The 16658-nt window shown below is 40.2% G+C and carries 15 protein-coding genes and 1 tRNA gene; 3 read left to right on the top strand and 13 right to left on the bottom strand.

Features of this window, described 5'->3' with window-relative positions; all coding sequences use genetic code 11:
• The first annotated feature begins 174 nt into the window (after window positions 1-174).
• The gene (locus DWW85_RS02720; RefSeq protein ID WP_021944425.1) at window positions 175-642 is read left to right on the top strand and encodes an Lrp/AsnC family transcriptional regulator; all 468 of its coding nucleotides are present in this window, start codon (window positions 175-177) and stop codon (window positions 640-642) included.
• Window positions 643-829: 187 nt separating this feature from the next.
• Here the strand turns inward: DWW85_RS02720 and DWW85_RS02715 are convergent, their stop codons facing one another.
• A complete protein-coding gene (locus DWW85_RS02715; protein WP_021944424.1) occupies window positions 830-1561 on the bottom strand; it encodes a hypothetical protein in 732 nt (243 codons plus the stop codon).
• A gap of 155 nt (window positions 1562-1716) precedes the next feature.
• On the opposite strand from DWW85_RS02715, the gene DWW85_RS02710 reads away from it, so the two are divergent.
• Window positions 1717-1788 (top strand) — tRNA-Arg (locus DWW85_RS02710).
• Between the two features lie 83 nt (window positions 1789-1871).
• Here the strand turns inward: DWW85_RS02710 and DWW85_RS02705 are convergent.
• Both DWW85_RS02705 and DWW85_RS02700 read right to left on the bottom strand, forming a co-directional pair.
• Window positions 1872-3326, bottom strand: coding sequence for an NCS2 family permease (locus tag DWW85_RS02705; protein ID WP_117807416.1), 1455 nt, complete (start codon window positions 3324-3326; stop codon window positions 1872-1874).
• A gap of 105 nt (window positions 3327-3431) precedes the next feature.
• Window positions 3432-4250 carry an HAD family hydrolase gene (locus tag DWW85_RS02700; protein WP_173783376.1) on the bottom strand — a complete coding sequence of 273 codons (819 nt, stop codon included), beginning with the start codon at window positions 4248-4250 and terminating at the stop codon, window positions 3432-3434.
• A 175-nt stretch (window positions 4251-4425) separates the two neighbouring features.
• On the opposite strand from DWW85_RS02700, the gene DWW85_RS02695 reads away from it, so the two are divergent.
• Window positions 4426-5004, top strand: a complete 579-nt coding sequence (locus DWW85_RS02695; protein ID WP_021944421.1) for a TetR/AcrR family transcriptional regulator — start codon at window positions 4426-4428, stop codon at window positions 5002-5004.
• On the opposite strand, the gene DWW85_RS02690 is transcribed toward DWW85_RS02695, so the two are convergent.
• The 10 genes from DWW85_RS02690 to topA form a co-directional block, all read right to left on the bottom strand.
• Window positions 5001-6545, bottom strand: coding sequence for an AMP-binding protein (locus DWW85_RS02690; protein WP_117807414.1), 1545 nt, complete (start codon window positions 6543-6545; stop codon window positions 5001-5003). The genes DWW85_RS02695 and DWW85_RS02690 overlap by 4 nt on opposite strands.
• A gap of 54 nt (window positions 6546-6599) precedes the next feature.
• Window positions 6600-6842: a phosphopantetheine-binding protein gene (locus tag DWW85_RS02685; protein WP_008402883.1), complete on the bottom strand. Its 243-nt coding sequence runs from the start codon at window positions 6840-6842 to the stop codon at window positions 6600-6602.
• A 27-nt stretch (window positions 6843-6869) separates the two neighbouring features.
• On the bottom strand, window positions 6870-8258 hold the full coding sequence (locus tag DWW85_RS02680; RefSeq protein ID WP_008402884.1) for a condensation domain-containing protein: 1389 nt from the start codon (window positions 8256-8258) through the stop codon (window positions 6870-6872).
• Between the two features lie 220 nt (window positions 8259-8478).
• Window positions 8479-9462, bottom strand: a complete 984-nt coding sequence (locus tag DWW85_RS02675) for an alpha/beta hydrolase (RefSeq protein WP_242995993.1) — start codon at window positions 9460-9462, stop codon at window positions 8479-8481.
• A gap of 105 nt (window positions 9463-9567) precedes the next feature.
• Window positions 9568-10638, bottom strand: a complete 1071-nt coding sequence (gene tsf / locus DWW85_RS02670; protein ID WP_117807412.1) for a translation elongation factor Ts — start codon at window positions 10636-10638, stop codon at window positions 9568-9570.
• Between the two features lie 41 nt (window positions 10639-10679).
• Window positions 10680-11417, bottom strand: coding sequence for a 30S ribosomal protein S2 (rpsB, locus tag DWW85_RS02665; RefSeq protein WP_021944417.1), 738 nt, complete (start codon window positions 11415-11417; stop codon window positions 10680-10682).
• Window positions 11418-11712: 295 nt separating this feature from the next.
• Complete coding sequence (locus DWW85_RS12660; RefSeq protein ID WP_181986482.1) at window positions 11713-12351, bottom strand: hypothetical protein; 639 nt, start codon at window positions 12349-12351, stop codon at window positions 11713-11715.
• A gap of 36 nt (window positions 12352-12387) precedes the next feature.
• Window positions 12388-13500 (bottom strand): hypothetical protein, encoded by a 1113-nt coding sequence (locus DWW85_RS02650; protein ID WP_117807411.1) that lies wholly within the window; start codon window positions 13498-13500, stop codon window positions 12388-12390.
• Window positions 13501-13524: 24 nt separating this feature from the next.
• Window positions 13525-14289 carry a GTP-sensing pleiotropic transcriptional regulator CodY gene (codY, locus tag DWW85_RS02645; protein ID WP_021944414.1) on the bottom strand — a complete coding sequence of 255 codons (765 nt, stop codon included), beginning with the start codon at window positions 14287-14289 and terminating at the stop codon, window positions 13525-13527.
• 177 nt (window positions 14290-14466) lie between these two features.
• Window positions 14467-16548, bottom strand: coding sequence for a type I DNA topoisomerase (gene topA / locus DWW85_RS02640; protein WP_117807410.1), 2082 nt, complete (start codon window positions 16546-16548; stop codon window positions 14467-14469).
• Between the last annotated feature and the right edge of the window lie 110 nt (window positions 16549-16658).

The following is a 16658-nucleotide window of genomic DNA, read 5'->3' as shown; positions in this document are numbered from 1 at the left end:
CATTCTGATCATTAAAAGTAAACAATTACAACTTTTCAATTTCGGGGCTTGTTTTTTCTCTTTTTCCGACGTATAATAAGGCAAACGCAAAGGTGTGTTTCTACGGAAACGCACCTTTTTTTGTATTTAAATTTAGAAGCTGAAGTTATAACATTTTATAAAGGACGTGAATATATGGATAATATCGATAAGAAAATATTACATTTATTACAGCACAATGCCAGAACCCCTTTAAAGTATCTGGCAAATAAAGTATTTCTCTCCTCTCCTGCGGTATCCGCAAGAATCGACCGGCTGGAAAAGGCAGGTGTGATCACCGGATACCATGCAGGCATCAACCCGGAAGCTCTGGGGTATCACATTACCGCATTTATACACATGGCACTCGATCCAAAACAGAAACCAACCTTTTATCCCTTTATCGATGCCTGCCCCAATGTACTGGAATGTAATTGTGTGACCGGTGCCTACTCTATGTTGATGAAGGTTTGTTTTCCAAGCACAATGGAACTGGATTCTTTCATTGGCCAGCTACAGCGATTCGGAAATACAGAAACACAGATCGTATTCTCCACTCCTGTTCAAACTCGTGGAATCGACATCGGTATTGTATCTCCTGTAAATGAAGAAAATGCTATCTAGTATGTCTGTGGACGGTCGTCTGTAACTTCTATATTATATAAGGCAAATAATAAAACAAAAAAGTTCCGTATCAGAATTCTGTCATATCCAAAGAATTCTTTTATGGAACTTTTTATGTCTTGATATCTGCTTACAAACCTACTGCTAACTGGTTCACACATTTGCAGAATCAGCTAAAATATCCTTCCTATTGTGCATCTTCCGGTGTAGCTGCAGTATTCTCTGTTGTAGCCGGTTTGCTGATCAGATCATAAAATGCCCGGAATGTTTTATCTGTATCCAGAAGATATTCTGTATTCTCTTTTACATGAACATAGATATCCTGAATATCCTTTGATGCCTTAAAGCTGTTCAGATAAGAAAGCTGTGCATTTGACAGCTCCCCATTAGCGATCTTATACGAACCATCCTGGTCTGTTATAATATAGAAGGTCACGATATCAAGCGGCTTTGATTCTACGTCCGCAATGTCCATATAGGACAATTCAACCACAACATATTCTCCTTCTGCATAACCATCTGCCAGATAACAGGTCGTATCTTCAAAACCTTTTAGGTATTTTGCAGAGTTTTCCAATACTGACATATCATCAAACTCGGTTGGATCCGTCACCAGTGACTGTAACGTTGCCTGATCACAGGCTGCTTTTGCCGTAAGATACTTACTAACCAGATCATTGATCTCTGAAACATCACTTTTCTTATATGATGCATTCTCCGGAATCGTCAGCTCAACCGTATTATTTTCTCCCGGCACAATTTTGGGTTTTCTGATAAAAAATGCGTACACATAACAGGAACACAATAATGCAAATATCACCCAGCCGATCGCAAGCTTCATTCCAGCCCGGATCACGATCTCTCCTTCTTTTGTCTTTATATATGTATCACCAAGAAAACTGTTTTTTTTATGATTCAATTTTCCTATGCTCCTTTTCATATTTTATATCGACAAAATTCTACCATTCTGTTCTGTATTTTGCAAGTTCATCCAGGAAGTATTCATAATTCAGCGAAGAAATATAAGAAAATATTTGATTATTTCAGCGAAATATTGTATTATATATAAGCCATGCACCAGTAGCTCAGTGGATAGAGCAACGGCCTCCGGAGCCGTGTGCGGTGGTTCGATTCCACTCTGGTGCATATTTTTTATGCATAAAAATACCGGCAGCCACTTAAAAGGAATGTGGCTGCCGGTATTTTCTTTTAATAAAATGATGATATTTTTACATTGTAACAAAGATGAACTTTACAACGAATAACGCTGCGATGATCGTTACAACAATATCTTTCTTCTTGTAGTTACCTGTGAATAAGGTAATCAGAACGTATGAAATTGATCCTACACCGATACCATTTGAGATAGAATAGGTTAATGGGATCATAAGGAAGGTAAGGAACGCAGGAACTGCTGAACGCATATCATCCATATCGATCTTGGCAAAGTTCTTAGCCATTAATACACCTACAAAGATCAGTGCCGGAGCTGTTGCACATGTTGGGATCACACCTGCGATTGGGCTTAAGAACAGACATACTGCGAAGCAGGCTGCTGTAACTAAACTTGCAAGACCTGTTCTACCACCTGCTGCGATACCGGATGCAGACTCAACGAAGGTTGTACATGTCGATGTACCAAGAATAGCACCTGCTGCTGTACCGATAGAATCGCACATCATACTCTTATCTAAGTTGATCGGGTCACCATTCTCATCTAACATATTTGCCTGTGATGCGGTTCCATATAAGGTTCCGATCGTATCAAACATATCTACCAGACAGAATGCAACGATCAGCATGATACCTGAGAACACGCCACCAACATATGGGCTTTCAAATGCATTTCTCCATGCATCCGCCTTGAAGCATCCAAGGAAACCGATCTCGCCAAAGTCTTTGAAAGACTGACCGATGCTGGATACATCAAAAGATGGTGTCTCCAGATTAAATACATAATAAAGAACTGTGGAAACAATGATACCGATTACGATATTTCCCTTTACATTTAACTTTGCAAGAACTGCGATCAGGATAATACCGATGATAGTTACAACCGGTGGAATAACTGCTTTCCATGCAGCTGCCGGTGTCTCTGCGCCTGAAATCGCTCCATGGAAATCAAAGATCTGTACCAGTGTATACTTATTCGCCTGTACAAGACCTGAACCCTTTAAACCAACCAATGCGATGAACAAACCGATACCGGCCGGTATTGATTTCTTCAGACATTCCGGCATGGCTGTCGCAATGTACTTACGAAGTCCGGTTACAGACAGGATCAGAAATACGATACCTGATAACAGGATGATAACAAGACCTGACTGATAACCTTCAATCACGCTGCAGCCTGCAAAGAATGCACCGGATACAAATGAGGTACAGAAGAATGAATTCAGTCCCATACCACATGCCTGTGCATACGGCATTCTGGCAAGGAATGCCATAAGAAGTGTACCGATAACAGCCACAAGAACGGATGCGATAAATACTGCATTCCAAACCCTGCCTACTTCTGCTGCGCTTGCGCCTTCTGCAACAAGCCATCCAGCCTTACCATCTGCTGCTACCTGATTTGGGTTTACCAGGACAATGTATGCCATGGCAAAAAATGTTGTGAGTCCGGCCATAATCTCTGTACGAACATTAGAACCGCGCTCTGAAATGTGGAAAAATTTATCCATATTTCCCTTCCTTTCTTTTGTTTATTCTTATTAAAAGCATTGGTTGTCTACCTGTCCCTCACTACAGATATATGCCATGCTTTATAATCAAAATTCTGTGTGCCGTTACCGCACTGTTTCTTCCAGAAATTCGGCTACACTGTCATCCAGATAATCACCGATCACAAGATCCGCCGCTTCCTTGCAACGCTCTGTCGCATTTAAAACCGCAACTCCAAGTCCGGCTTCTGCTAACATCTCACTGTCATTATCTCCATCGCCGAAAGCAATTGTTTCTTCCATTGATATTCCAAGGAATCGTAAAACTTCCTTTAACCCATTATGTTTGCCGGAATGACGATCAGATATCTCAATCAATCGCGGCGCTCCGGATGTTACATAAACAGTATGGATATTTTGCGTTAATTCATGCATGATACGGTATTTTTTCTCTGTCGGTCCTACAATTGAGATCGAATCCAACTCCGTATTATGCTGTAAAATAAACTGCCTTATATCAGGCACCGGCGTTCTGGTGCTTCTTACATAAGCACTGATATCCTCTGACTCTCCAAAATTCATTGGATTCTCATAATATATCTCAGATGTATATCCTCTACCGTCTATAAAACATTCAAAGAATACATCTTTATCCGTAACCAGATCAAATATCTGCTCCGGTACTTCCGGTCGTAATTTTAAATTATATACTGAATGATCATCTGATAAATCATAGATTGCTGCCCCATTGGATGTGATCGCATACCGGACACCCCGAATCTCCCGGATGCATTCTGGAATGGAATAAACAGATCTTCCACTTGCCGGAATAAAAATAACGTGGCTGTCTGCCAGTTTTTCAAGAACTTCCTTTGTTCTATGGGAAATCCCATCCCGTCTTAAAATCGTTCTGTCCAAATCTGAAACCACGCATCTGTACTTCATATGCTTTTCCTCTGTTTTCGAATTTACTTTCATATGTTACCATATTTCGTAAGGGAAATAAAGATATTATAAACTTTTTTACATAAATACAGAAAAAGGAGCTATTTTCATTACATTTTTACCCGGTTGTATAAAAACTGTGATAAAATAAATACACATCAGAAAGGAGACCACTATGTTGCATGAAATATCCGATGAACGCTACTGCTTTATTGAAGATACCATTTGTGATGCATTTTTATTGGTATTGAAAGAAAAAGGAATAGAAAAAATTACCGTGACCGACATCATAAAAAGAGCCGGAATTGTTCGCAGTACATTCTATAACCACTACGAAAATATTCCAGCTCTTATAACTGCTGTTGAAGATAAAACTATCCAGGATATTTTCACCCTCATGGAAGACTTTCATCCTGAAAACAATCAGGATATATGCAAATCTTTCTTTCTGACAATTTGTAATTATACCAAAACGAATCCGTTTCTGGCAAATATTCTCCGGAGTCCAAGAGGCGATGAATTCTTTGAAAAGGCTTTAACTATGTTCCATCGTTATGTAACAGATGCCACCCGGAAAACAACGCCTTCCATGCACTCCAAGGAAGAGGTCTCCTATATGATCGCATGCAGCATTGGCAGTACCTTGGGTGTTCTCCATAAATGGACAAGAGAAAATTTTGAGAGTTCCGAAGAAATCATTGCCGGGATACTGACACAGTCATTTCTCACAGGTATACTTCCTTATCTGTCTTAAAGTGCTTCATCAATCAGAACTTCCTGCCTTTTTATCTTCTTAGTTGCACTCTTGATAAATGGATATTTACGAATAATCAACCCCGTAATCCGACGATAGGTCGGCTGCGTATTATTATAACTGTCAATAAATGCCTGAAGCTCTGATCTGATTGTTTCCTCGTTCATCCGTTTTGCCGAGACAGCATCCTGATCCGGATAGATTCTTGCAATTAGGCCATTGTTCTCTCCTGTCACAATCACCTCTCCCACCAGTTTTCCAAGAGCAAGTTTATTTTCTATTTCCTCCGGTGATATATTTTCTCCGTTTGAAAGAATGATCAGATTTTTTATTCTTCCATTGATAAATAAGAATCCGTCTTTATCCAGATATCCTTTATCTCCCGTATGCAGCCATCCACCTTTTAAGGTCTCTGCAGTCTCTTCCGGCATCTGATAATAACCCTTCATAACGCTGCTGCCCCGTACCAGAATCTCGCCATCCTCAAAAGAAATTTCAACATTGGAAAGCGGTCGTCCTATAGAACCGGTCTTATGATCTTCCGGTACATTGCTGCTGATAACAGGCGAACATTCCGACATTCCATATCCCTCATAAATATTTACACCATATTCTGCAAATTTCTCAATATAAAACGGATCCAGATGTGCTCCACCTGTAAATATTGTTTTCAGCTTTCCCCCAAATGCCTTGGCTGCAACTATTTTCTTTGGGATCAACGGGTTCATTGCCGAAAGACGTTTGTAGATTGTTTCTACCATCAAAGGTACCATCAGCATAATATCAGGATGAAAGACGCCCATATTTTTTACCATATGCAACAGAGAATCATTAATACATACCGTTGCTCCAAAGGAAAAACCTTTGAGCCAATCCATAACAAGGCAAAATGCATGATGAATCGGTAAAACACTTAATACTATGGTTCCGGGCTCTGCAGTATAATTAACAGATTTTACATTTTCTGCCAGATTTCTCTGTGTCAGCATAACACCTTTACTTTTTCCTGTAGTTCCGGAGGTGAAAATAATCGTAGCAATATCTTCCGGATCCGGTGCTGCAAAATCATCTGTACCGTTTATACCTGACGTCATTAATTCTGCTACAGATGCAACTTTTTTCTGATTTGTTTCGATGTTTTCTTCCTGTAATATCCAGATTTTTTTCAGTTTTGGACATTCCTCCAGTATCCGTTCCGACAAGGTCTGAATTTTAGGACTTAAAAAGAGTGCTTCCGCATCTGAACGATTCAGAAGATCTATCAAATCCTCTACCGGAAGTCCTGCATCAAGAGGAACGGCTACTGCCTGACCTGTTATAATTCCAAGATAAGCTTCTATCCATTCCACAGAACTACTACCGATCAATGCTATATGCTTTCCCTGAAAGCTTTCCTCACACAATCCTTTTCTGACATACTTGACATTCTCCATCAGCTCCCGGTAGCTTCTATCACAGATCTCCTTTTTCTTCAACCATTTTACTGCCTTTATTTCTGAAAACTTTTTTTCGCTTTCTTCCAAAATATCACGAATCAACATATCTTATTATACCTCCGCACATACTTACTGCGATCATATACTTATATTCTCTGATTATACAGTTTCCTGCTGTAATCGCTCTAACAGATCAAGTGCTTCTACAATTGTGAATACATGCAGTGCATCGTCTTCCTCCAGTTCAATGTCAAATGTGTCTTCGATTTCTCCCAAGAAAGACATAAAATCAAGCGAACTAAAGCCCAGATCTTCTCTGAACTTCATATCGTTTGTCATCTCCTCCGGCTTAACATCACAATACTGTGCTATGATTTTCTTAAATTGCATTTCCTGTGTCATAATAATTTCTCCTTTATATGTTTTATTTTATACCTGTTCCATGATTTCTCCGATACTCATATCAGGTTCCGCGATTCCTTTAAACAATATCCGCATCATATAGTAATATAACAATTCCATATCATGTTCTGCCAAATGTGCGGTCTGGTAATGATATGAAAAATTCATACCTCCATTATCTGTATGAGATACTGTCAGATACATTTTCTTTGTAGCTGCACCATTTGCAAACCATTTTGCATGCTGTGGAATTTGTACCAGATGAGGATTATCCAATTTTACCGGCATCGGCTGATAAGTAAGGTAACAGCTTTCATAGGCTGTATTCTTCGGTGTATGATATCGTTTCTGCATCTCCTCTCTGATCAACGCCGGATCATAGTTACTGTGCATATAGATCCGATTCTGCATATTCTGGATCTCATATGCTGCCGACAGGAAATCAGTATCTGCCGAAATCACAGTTCTACATGGAAACATAATAGTTCGACTACCACCGGAGGTCCATTCATCATGAGTAGACCGTCTTGAAATGAAGTTTTCTATCGTAATATCTTCCTGTCCATGATTCATCTTTGACAGATATGTACGAATACCAAGCAACAACAGATTTGTCATTGAAAGCTGATGGTTCATACAAAAATCTATCAAGTTTTTCGTTGGCTCCGGCTCCAGTTGATAATCCTTTACTGCCACAAACAACTGATCTAATTCTATATCGGCAGCCCTGAGTGTTTTATTCCTATGTAACTTTCTTGATGCTTCCAGTACATCTAAACCCTGGATATCAGAATAAAGGGGTTCCCCCCATGCATCCAGCTGATCATCCCAGAACTTTTTATCTTTGGCAAAACGTTTTTCATTATTTGCACGATTCAGATCTTTAACCAGCACTTCCTCAAAATCAGCTAACTTCTGCGGATATGGTGTATTGAATTTATAATGCGTATATAGCTGCATCAGATCATTGATCATCACAACCAGTCCACAGGAATCAATCAATCTATGATCCATATGGATGAAGAAACCATTATATCCATCCGGCAGTTTTACCATCACTATATCGCAAAGCGGAATATCATCTCCGTCAAATGTCTCATATGCCCACTGCTGCATTAGATTGTCTGCTTCTTCCATATGCATTCCTGATAAGTCTTTTAAAGGAATGTCACGGGTTTCTTTTTCAGTAAGATATTGCTTCACATCACCATTTTTATCACGTTTCGTAAAACGAATACGCATACATCCATATCTCTCATATTCCAACTGAATACATTTTTTTAAAAGTCCGAAATCTAGTTCTGCTTTTAAAGATGCCACAACACTGACACCGGACACCTGCTGTGTTTTATATTTTTTTATCCAGTCATCATGCATTTTTTGTGCTGCTGTTAAGGGATATTGTTTCATCATCATGGATAACCTCCTGTATTCTTTATTCCTTTGTGAACTTATCACATTTCATTTTTGAATTCCACCCCTTGTACAACTTAACAAACACTTTACATGAAATTGACCGAAACTTTAAAAGTAATCTATGGATCAGAATTATCCCAATATAAAAATCCCCCTTAAACAGATTCGGCATTTACCTTATCTGCTTAAGAGGGATCCTGTTACTTCCGGTGATTCTATTTTAATTATCATATTTTTCAAAAAAATCAAGCATCTTTTGTCGGTAAAGCCCCGGAGCTGCATATGGCGCACATAGATGCCGTGCTTCCGGTATAATGACCAGTTCTTTGGGAGCACTGCATAATGCATAATTATATACAGAATTCTCTGGAACTACATAGGTATCTGCTTCCCCATGAAAAAACAAAACCGGACGTTTATTTTTCTTCATTGCTTCTATCGTGTCAGCATCACTCATACGAAATCTTCCAAACATCCTGCAAAACAGATCTACACGGAACAAAAGCAGCTCTACCCAGCCCAAATGGAACCAGTTAGCTGCGATATCCTGAAGCTGACGCTTCATCGAACAAAATCCACAATCTGCAATCAAGCCTTTCACTTCTTCCGGCAGCTTATGTCCTGAAGCCATAAGCACCGCCGCAGCCCCCATGGATTCTCCATAAAGATAGATTGGGAGCTTCTCTTTGTTTCTTGCAGCAATATAATAACTCCATTGCTGTACATCCCATTGCTCTTTTGCACCAAATGTAATATATTCACCCTCGCTCAAACCGCAGCATCTCTGATCAATAAACAATAAATTACACGCATTCTCATGAAGGAAACGTGCTGTATATGCAAAATCGCCAAAGCCACTACCTTTATATCCATGACTTAACAAAACAAAACGTTTCGCTTCTTTTGTCGGAAGATAATAAGCATGCAGATACAGTCCATCTCTGCTTCTGATAAAGCAATCCTTCATCTGCTGCTCAGCACACCACAGTTTTCCTTCTTCATATTCCTTTTCGTATTTGTCTCTTGGATGATTTTTCTTTATATGAGACAGTTGAAACCATTTCTTTTTCTTCTGTCGTTTTTTTCCTTTGCAACGAACAAGCATATCAAAGAAAGACCAACCAAATGCAACAAACAGACCAAATGCACCGGCTGTTATTTCCAGTAATCTTAATATTTTCTGCTTATTCCCTGTATCATTCATAATCGTTATCTTCTCCGCTTCTTTTTCGCGTATTTGTAAAACAGCCCTTGAAAACATAATGTTTTCAAGGGCTTGAAATACTTTATTATCATTCAACAAATAAAATTATACATTCATCTGCTTAGCAACTTCTGCTGCGAAGTCTTCGTTCTTCTTCTCCATACCTTCACCAACTTCGAAGCGAACGAACTTAGCGATCTTAAGAGCAGGATTTACAGACTTCAGGTATGCTGCAACTGTCTGCTTGCCATCTTCAGCCTTAACATATACCTGATCAAGAAGACAGATTTCCTTCATCTGCTTAGAGATACGTCCTTCAACAAGTCCTGAGAAGATCTTGTTGCCTGAGATCTCTTCCTTATCAGCACAAGCGATCTCTGCTAACTGAGCCTTAGCTTCCTTTGAAAGGAAGTTCGGTAAGAAATTCATGTTTGACTTCTTCTCTTCGTAGATAGCTACATCTTCTGCGCTCCATACACCGGCTACAGCCTTCTCGATCAACTTGGAAAGAACCGGCTTTGGAAGTGAGAACGGATCATTTAATGCACTGTCAATTGTGATCTCTTTCATCTTAGCAAGCTCATCTGCTGAGATCTCGTCTCTTGAGATGTACTGTGGGTTCATAGCAGCGATCTGCATTGCAATGTTTGTAAGTGCTTCCTTAGCTGCATCATCTGAAGCACCGTTACCGGCTACAAGAACACCGATTCTTCCGCCACCATGGATATAAGAAGCAACAACATCTGCTGTAACCTTCTCAAATCTTCTGATGGAGATCTTCTCACCAATCTTGAGAATCTTATCATCAAGATCAGCCTTCATATCAAGGATTGAAACAACGTCTTCGCCATCTCCAGCCTTTTCTGTATCTACTGTAAGTGCCTTATCTGCAACTGCCTGTACAAACTCCTGGAAAATTGCATTCTTTGCAACGAAGTCTGTCTCTGAGTTAACTTCAACAACTACTGCTGTATTACCATCAATTGCAACCTTAGCGATACCTTCTGCTGCAATTCTTGCTGCTTTCTTCTCAGCCTTAGCTGCACCACTCTTTTTGAGTACTTCCACAGCGGCATCCATATCACCGTTTGTCTCTGTAAGTGCTTTCTTACAATCCATCATACCAGCACCTGTGAGTTCTCTTAACTCTTTTACCATGCTTGCTGTAATAGCCATCGTAATAACCTCCAAAATTCTAGTATTTATATTCTAAAATATTACTCTTCTACTGCTGCATCCTCATCTGCAACTTCTTCAGCATCTGTTGCATCAGCGCCCTGCTGAGCTTCGATAACTGCATCTGCCATCTTTGAAACAATAAGCTTTACAGCTCTGATAGCATCATCGTTACCAGGAATAACATAATCTAATTCTTCCGGATCACAGTTCGTATCAGCAATACCTACAAGCTTGATTCCAAGTGAATGAGCTTCCTGGATACAGATTCTTTCCTTCTTAGGATCTACAACGAAGATCATGTCAGGAATTTCCTTCATTTCCTTGATACCGCCAAGGTTCTTCTGAAGCTTCTCCATCTCCTTCTTGATCTGGATAACTTCCTTCTTAGGAAGAACATCAAATGTTCCGTCAGCTTCCATAGCTTCGTACTTCTTAAGAGTAGCGATTCTTGTCTGGATTGTGCTGAAGTTTGTAAGCATACCGCCTAACCATCTCTCGTTTACATAGTACATACCGCAACGCTCTGCTTCACTCTTGATTGAGTCCTGAGCCTGCTTCTTTGTACCAACGAAAAGAATCTTTCCACCATTTGCTACGCAGTCACCGATTGCATTGTAAGCATCGTCAACCATTCCTACTGACTTCTGAAGGTCGATGATGTAGATACCATTACGCTCTGTGTAGATGTATGGCTTCATCTTAGGGTTCCATCTTCTTGTCTGGTGTCCGAAATGTACACCTGCTTCTAATAACTGTTTCATTGAAATAACGCTCATTTTTTCTACCTCCATGGTTATATTCTTCTGCTGATCTCTCTTTCACCGAGTCACCCGAGCTATAGGCACCACTTCAGGAATCAACCAGCATGTATATTATTTTTACGAGCCTGCTATATTCAAGCCCACACACAAAATCGATAATAACACAAAAAGAAAGTGCATGCAAGCACTTTCTTTTTATAATCTCATGTCACTTAACAGTTCCATGTCTTTTTCGCATTATGCTGGTATGTGCGAGCACATTCCAGCGCAATGCTCATTATCTCATATTTTGTTTTAATTCATGCTATAACTATCGTCCATCTCTCATAATGGTAATCATCTCATCGTAGGTTTCATCACCCTTGAATGTGAAAGTTCCACACATCAGTTTCATGGAATTACCGGAGCTTACAAGGTAATCATAAAAATCCTGTACACTGTCTACCATTCCGATATCATATAATGCCTGAGAGATTGCCTCTGCATACATACCCGGCTTGATCGTAATCGAACCACCCTTTTTCTTTTCTTCTGTAGTTGTCTCTGTCGTAGCTTCCGTAGTTGTTTCTGTCGTCGTCTCTGTCGTAGCTTCCGTAGTTGCTTCTGTTGTAGCTTCCGTGGTTGCCTTGGTTGTACTTTCGGTTGTGGCTTCCGTGGTTGCCTTGGTTGTATTTTCCGTTGTGGTTTCCTTTGTCGCCTCTGTTGTAGCTTCTGTCGTCACTTCCGTCGTTGCCTTAGCTGCATCCTCTTTTGTCGTTTCCGTTGCAGTCTCTGTCGTTTTCGCTGATTCAGTAGTTTCTTCTGATGCAACAACTTCTACCGCATCTCCTTTTGACGGATCATTCTTCTTTGTATCTGCAAAGCTTCCGGACTTAATTCCAACCATCATAACGAGCGCACCAATGATAAGTCCAAAGCCTAATCCTCTGAAAAAATATTTTTTCTTCATACTGCCGTTTCTCCTATCGTATAAAACAATTTCAATTTACTGCTTCTGATTCTCAATATTTTTAATGATCACCTTGGTTTCACCAACACCGATTCCAAGCTGGTTCGCGATCTCCATAATTCCAAATCCCTGCTTGTAAAGCTCTGCCACTTCTTCATCGATATTTTTCTCATCATCCCAGATTTCTTCCGGTGCAGGAGCTTCTTTCTTTGCCTCCTGTGCACGATTCTGATTTCTGTTTGTTCTGTTCTTCTTGCGGTTCTTCTTTCTGGAACGGTTGCCTCCCGCCGGCTGTTCTGTCTTCTGTACAGGCTCAGTACCGGTTGCTTCTACGACTGTTGTTTCTTCTGTAATTTCGGTTGCTTCTGACTCAACAGCAGGCTCTTCTGCTTTCTTAAAGGCAACAACATTGGATTTTTCTTCTGCCGCTTCTTTCTCGGCTTCCTCAGCAACAACTTCTTCTGCAACAGCTTCCTCTACTTCTTCCTTTGGTTCCTCCGCATCATCTTCTGCTGTGTTCTCTTCAACATCCTGTTCCGGTACAGTTTCGGTTATATCACCATTTGCAACTGCATCACCGGAAATAACTGTCTCCGTCTCACTTGCCTCTAATGCTCCGAGAGAATTCTCATCCGGCTCTTCTTCGATTTCTTCTGTCTGCTCATTTTCTTTGGGAGCTTCTTCTGTCTGCTTCTCTTCCGAAACAGCTTTTTCAGCCTGTTGTTCTTTTTCTTTTGCGATCTCTTCTTCGGTTTCCTTTACTTCCATTTCAAGAAGTTCTTCATAAGTAACCGCTTCCGGTTTTTTCTCTGCATCCGGATTATATTCTTCATAGGCTTCTGCAAGGCTCTGATTGATATAATCGATCATCTCCTTCTTTGCCTTTTCAGACAACTTGGATGCCCATTTTTCAATCTGTTCCTTCAGTTCCTTTTCTGTCTTCTTGCGAACATCTTCGCTGTATTCGTCTAATGATGTCTTGCTCTGCTCAAGAAGAGAATCACATAATTCCGTGATCTTTCGTTTTAATTCTTCTGAGCTTTCATTATATATCTCATCTTCCTCTTTAAAATCATGACTATCCAGAATAAAAAAGCTTACACCTACAACTGCTACGCCAACTAATAATGTTATGATTGGTAATATCATTTCTTTACTCTCCTTTGCAAAATTTTATACGGCCTTTAATTCGTCAAATACAACATCATTCAGAACCTTAATGTAAGTTCCCTTCATGCCTGAGGATCTTGCTTCTATAACACCAGCACTCTCAAACTTTCGAAGTGCATTCACGATTACGGAACGGGTAATTCCGACCCGGTCTGCAACCTTACTTGCAACAAGAATTCCCTCATTTCCATCCAGTTCTGAGAAAATATGCTTGATCGCCTGTAATTCTGAGAATGATAAAGTACTGATCGCCGAACGCACAATTGCAATCTTACGATCTTCTTCTGCATTTTCTTCATTTAAAGCCCGCATCATCTCAAGTCCTACAACCGTCGTTCCGTATTCCCCGAGAATAATATCATCAATATCATACTGTGCATCCAGCTTATACAGAAATAACGTTCCAAGCCGTTCTCCTGCTATATCGATTGGAAGCAGAAGTCCCTGATATTTCTCTATGTTATCACTGTCAAATCCGAGCGTAGTCAAATTTACATTTTCTTTTGTTGACAATACAAGGAGAAGTCTCTCATTCAGCATACTGTCGATCAGAAGACCGACCTTATCCTCGATCAGTTCATGGATCTCAGGTATATCTTCACGGTTCTTAATTCCCAGAACCTTTCCTTTTTTACTGATAACCAGTACATTTGATTTTAAAATATCACTCAAAACATCACAAATATCATTAAAAACAACCTTATGCGAATTGTTATTGTGCAATAATTTGTTGATTTTTCGTGTTTTATCTAATAATTGAACACTCATTTCTGTTCCTCCGTATGTAAAATACAAAAAAGTTGTTTTTGCATAAAAAAATCTACACTATTTGACATTCTATCACAATGGTCTGGAGATAACAATAGTCTTTCCTGTCAAACGAGAGATTTAATATTTAAAAACAACTTTTTTTATATGGCAGGCCGGACAACTTCATCCGATCACTTATGCCTGTTTTTCCTTTTCGGTATTATCTCTGGAATATCCACAGTTTTCTGCTGAACAAAGTAACTTATTACCCTTTTCAACCATATAACTGCCACATACCGGACATTTTTCCCTTGATGGTTTCGCCCATGACATAAAATCACATTCAGGAGCATTGATACATCCATAGTATCTTCTGCCCTTTCTGGTCTTCTTTATTACTATGTCACCACCACATTTTGGACAAGGAACTCCTGTCTTTTCAAAGAACGGCTTCGTAAATTTACAGTCAGGGAAGCCCGGACATGCAAGGAATTTACCGTGTGGACCATACTTAACGACCATATTGCGTCCGCACTCGTCACATACCTCATCCGTTACTTCATCCTCAATCTTAATGGACTGCAACTCACTCTCGGCTTTCTTAACCGCCGCATCGAGATCTGGATAGAAGTTTCTTACTACAACTTTCCATTCGATAGCACCCTCACCGATCTTATCGAGAAGGGACTCCAGATTCGCTGTAAAATTCACGTCGATAATAACCGGAAATGCCTGTTCCATAATCTGATTAACGGCTTCTCCCAGTTCTGTTACGTATAATTTCTTATTCTCTTTTGTGATATAACGACGATTCAATATCGTTGAGATCGTCGGTGCATAAGTACTTGGTCTTCCAATGCCAAGCTCCTCTAAGGTTCTTACCAGAAGTGCTTCTGTATATCTTGCCGGCGGCTGTGTAAAATGCTGCTTCTCGTCAAAATCTTCTAATTTTAACAGATCTCCTTCATTCAGATCCTTAATACCGGCAATATGCTCACTCTTCTCATTGTCCACATTATAAACCGTTGTAAATCCTGCAAATGCAATCTTTGATACTGAGGTCTGGAACCGATAGCCTGCTACTTCTGCCTTTACGGTCTTAATGCTGTATACTGCCTCTGCCATCTGGCTTGCAAGGAAGCGGTTATAGATCAGCTGATACAGACGGAACTGTTCTCTGCTTAACTGATCCTTGATAGCTGCCGGTGACAGTGTGATATCCGTCGGACGGATTGCTTCATGCGCGTCCTGGATCTTCTTACCCGGTTTGTCTGCCCGAGGTATTCCCGCTGTATAATCTTCTCCAAAATTCTTTATGATATAATCTTTGGCTGCTGCTGCCGCTTCATCTGATATTCTGGTAGAATCCGTTCTCAGATAAGAGATCAGGCCGATGGAACCTCTGCCCTTGATCTCCACACCTTCATATAACTGTTGTGCGATACGCATCGTTTTGGATGTCGCAAAATTCAACTTGGAGGAAGCTTCCTGCTGCAACGTACTGGTTGTAAATGGAAGTGGCGCTTTCTTATGACGCTCACTGTCCTTGATCGATGCGATCTTAAAAGACTGCTTTCCGATCGTTTCTATGATCTGATCCAGTTCCGCTCTGGAAGATATTTCTTCCTTATCGCTCCCATTTCCCATGTATTTGAATTCAATGCTTTTCTTGGCCTTTTCCGGTGCCAGCATAGCAGAAAGTGTCCAGTATTCCTTTGGAATAAATTCGTTGATCTCTTTTTCTCTGTCACAGATCAGCTTCAATGCCACTGACTGTACACGTCCGGCACTTAAACCTCTCTTGATCTTTGCCCAGAGAAGCGGACTGATCTTATAACCAACCAGTCTGTCCAATACACGTCTCGCCTGCTGTGCATCCACAAGTGCCATATCGATATCGCGTGCCTGCTTAATTGAATTCTTTACTGCATTTTTCGTAATTTCATTGAAGGTAATTCGCTTGTACTTCTTATCATCCAGTTTCAGTGCTTTTGATAAATGATAGGAGATCGCTTCTCCCTCACGGTCGGGGTCAGTTGCAAGATACACCTTGTCAGCTTTCTTTACTTCTTTTCGAAGCTGTGCGAGTATATCTCCTTTTCCTCTGATCGTTATATATTTTGGTTCAAAATCATTATCAACATCAATGCCCATCTGGCTTTTAGGCAGATCACGCACATGACCATTCGACGCAATCACTTCATAATTACTGCCTAAAAACTTTTTAATCGTCTTGGCTTTCGCCGGAGACTCTACAATAACAAGATATTTAGCCATGTACTCTTTCCTTTCCTGTTCGTTTAAACGACACAAACTATACACCATTTTTCCCTGCCATGCAAGTGAATATTTTATTACAATTTTCTGAAAAAATGCCCCGGATCCTG

The sequence above is a fragment of the Clostridium sp. AF17-21AC genome (assembly GCF_003461365.1).
Taxonomy (GTDB): domain Bacteria; phylum Bacillota; class Clostridia; order Lachnospirales; family Lachnospiraceae; genus Coprococcus; species Coprococcus ammoniilyticus.
This window is presented reverse-complemented; position numbering and strand designations above follow the sequence as displayed.

Excerpts from the sequence above, each read along its gene's own strand:
- DWW85_RS02720 (WP_021944425.1), top strand. The coding sequence starts at position 175 with ATGGATAATATCGATAAGAAAATATTACATTTATTACAGCACAATGCC.
- DWW85_RS02705 (WP_117807416.1), bottom strand. The coding sequence starts at position 3,326 with ATGGATAAATTTTTCCACATTTCAGAGCGCGGTTCTAATGTTCGTACA.
- DWW85_RS02700 (WP_173783376.1), bottom strand. The coding sequence starts at position 4,250 with ATGAAGTACAGATGCGTGGTTTCAGATTTGGACAGAACGATTTTAAGA.
- DWW85_RS02695 (WP_021944421.1), top strand. The coding sequence starts at position 4,426 with ATGTTGCATGAAATATCCGATGAACGCTACTGCTTTATTGAAGATACC.
- DWW85_RS02690 (WP_117807414.1), bottom strand. The coding sequence starts at position 6,545 with ATGTTGATTCGTGATATTTTGGAAGAAAGCGAAAAAAAGTTTTCAGAA.
- DWW85_RS02685 (WP_008402883.1), bottom strand. The coding sequence starts at position 6,842 with ATGACACAGGAAATGCAATTTAAGAAAATCATAGCACAGTATTGTGAT.
- DWW85_RS02680 (WP_008402884.1), bottom strand. The coding sequence starts at position 8,258 with ATGATGATGAAACAATATCCCTTAACAGCAGCACAAAAAATGCATGAT.
- DWW85_RS02675 (WP_242995993.1), bottom strand. The coding sequence starts at position 9,462 with ATGAATGATACAGGGAATAAGCAGAAAATATTAAGATTACTGGAAATA.
- tsf (WP_117807412.1), bottom strand. The coding sequence starts at position 10,638 with ATGGCTATTACAGCAAGCATGGTAAAAGAGTTAAGAGAACTCACAGGT.
- rpsB (WP_021944417.1), bottom strand. The coding sequence starts at position 11,417 with ATGAGCGTTATTTCAATGAAACAGTTATTAGAAGCAGGTGTACATTTC.
- DWW85_RS12660 (WP_181986482.1), bottom strand. The coding sequence starts at position 12,351 with ATGAAGAAAAAATATTTTTTCAGAGGATTAGGCTTTGGACTTATCATT.
- DWW85_RS02650 (WP_117807411.1), bottom strand. The coding sequence starts at position 13,500 with ATGATATTACCAATCATAACATTATTAGTTGGCGTAGCAGTTGTAGGT.
- codY (WP_021944414.1), bottom strand. The coding sequence starts at position 14,289 with ATGAGTGTTCAATTATTAGATAAAACACGAAAAATCAACAAATTATTG.
- topA (WP_117807410.1), bottom strand. The coding sequence starts at position 16,548 with ATGGCTAAATATCTTGTTATTGTAGAGTCTCCGGCGAAAGCCAAGACG.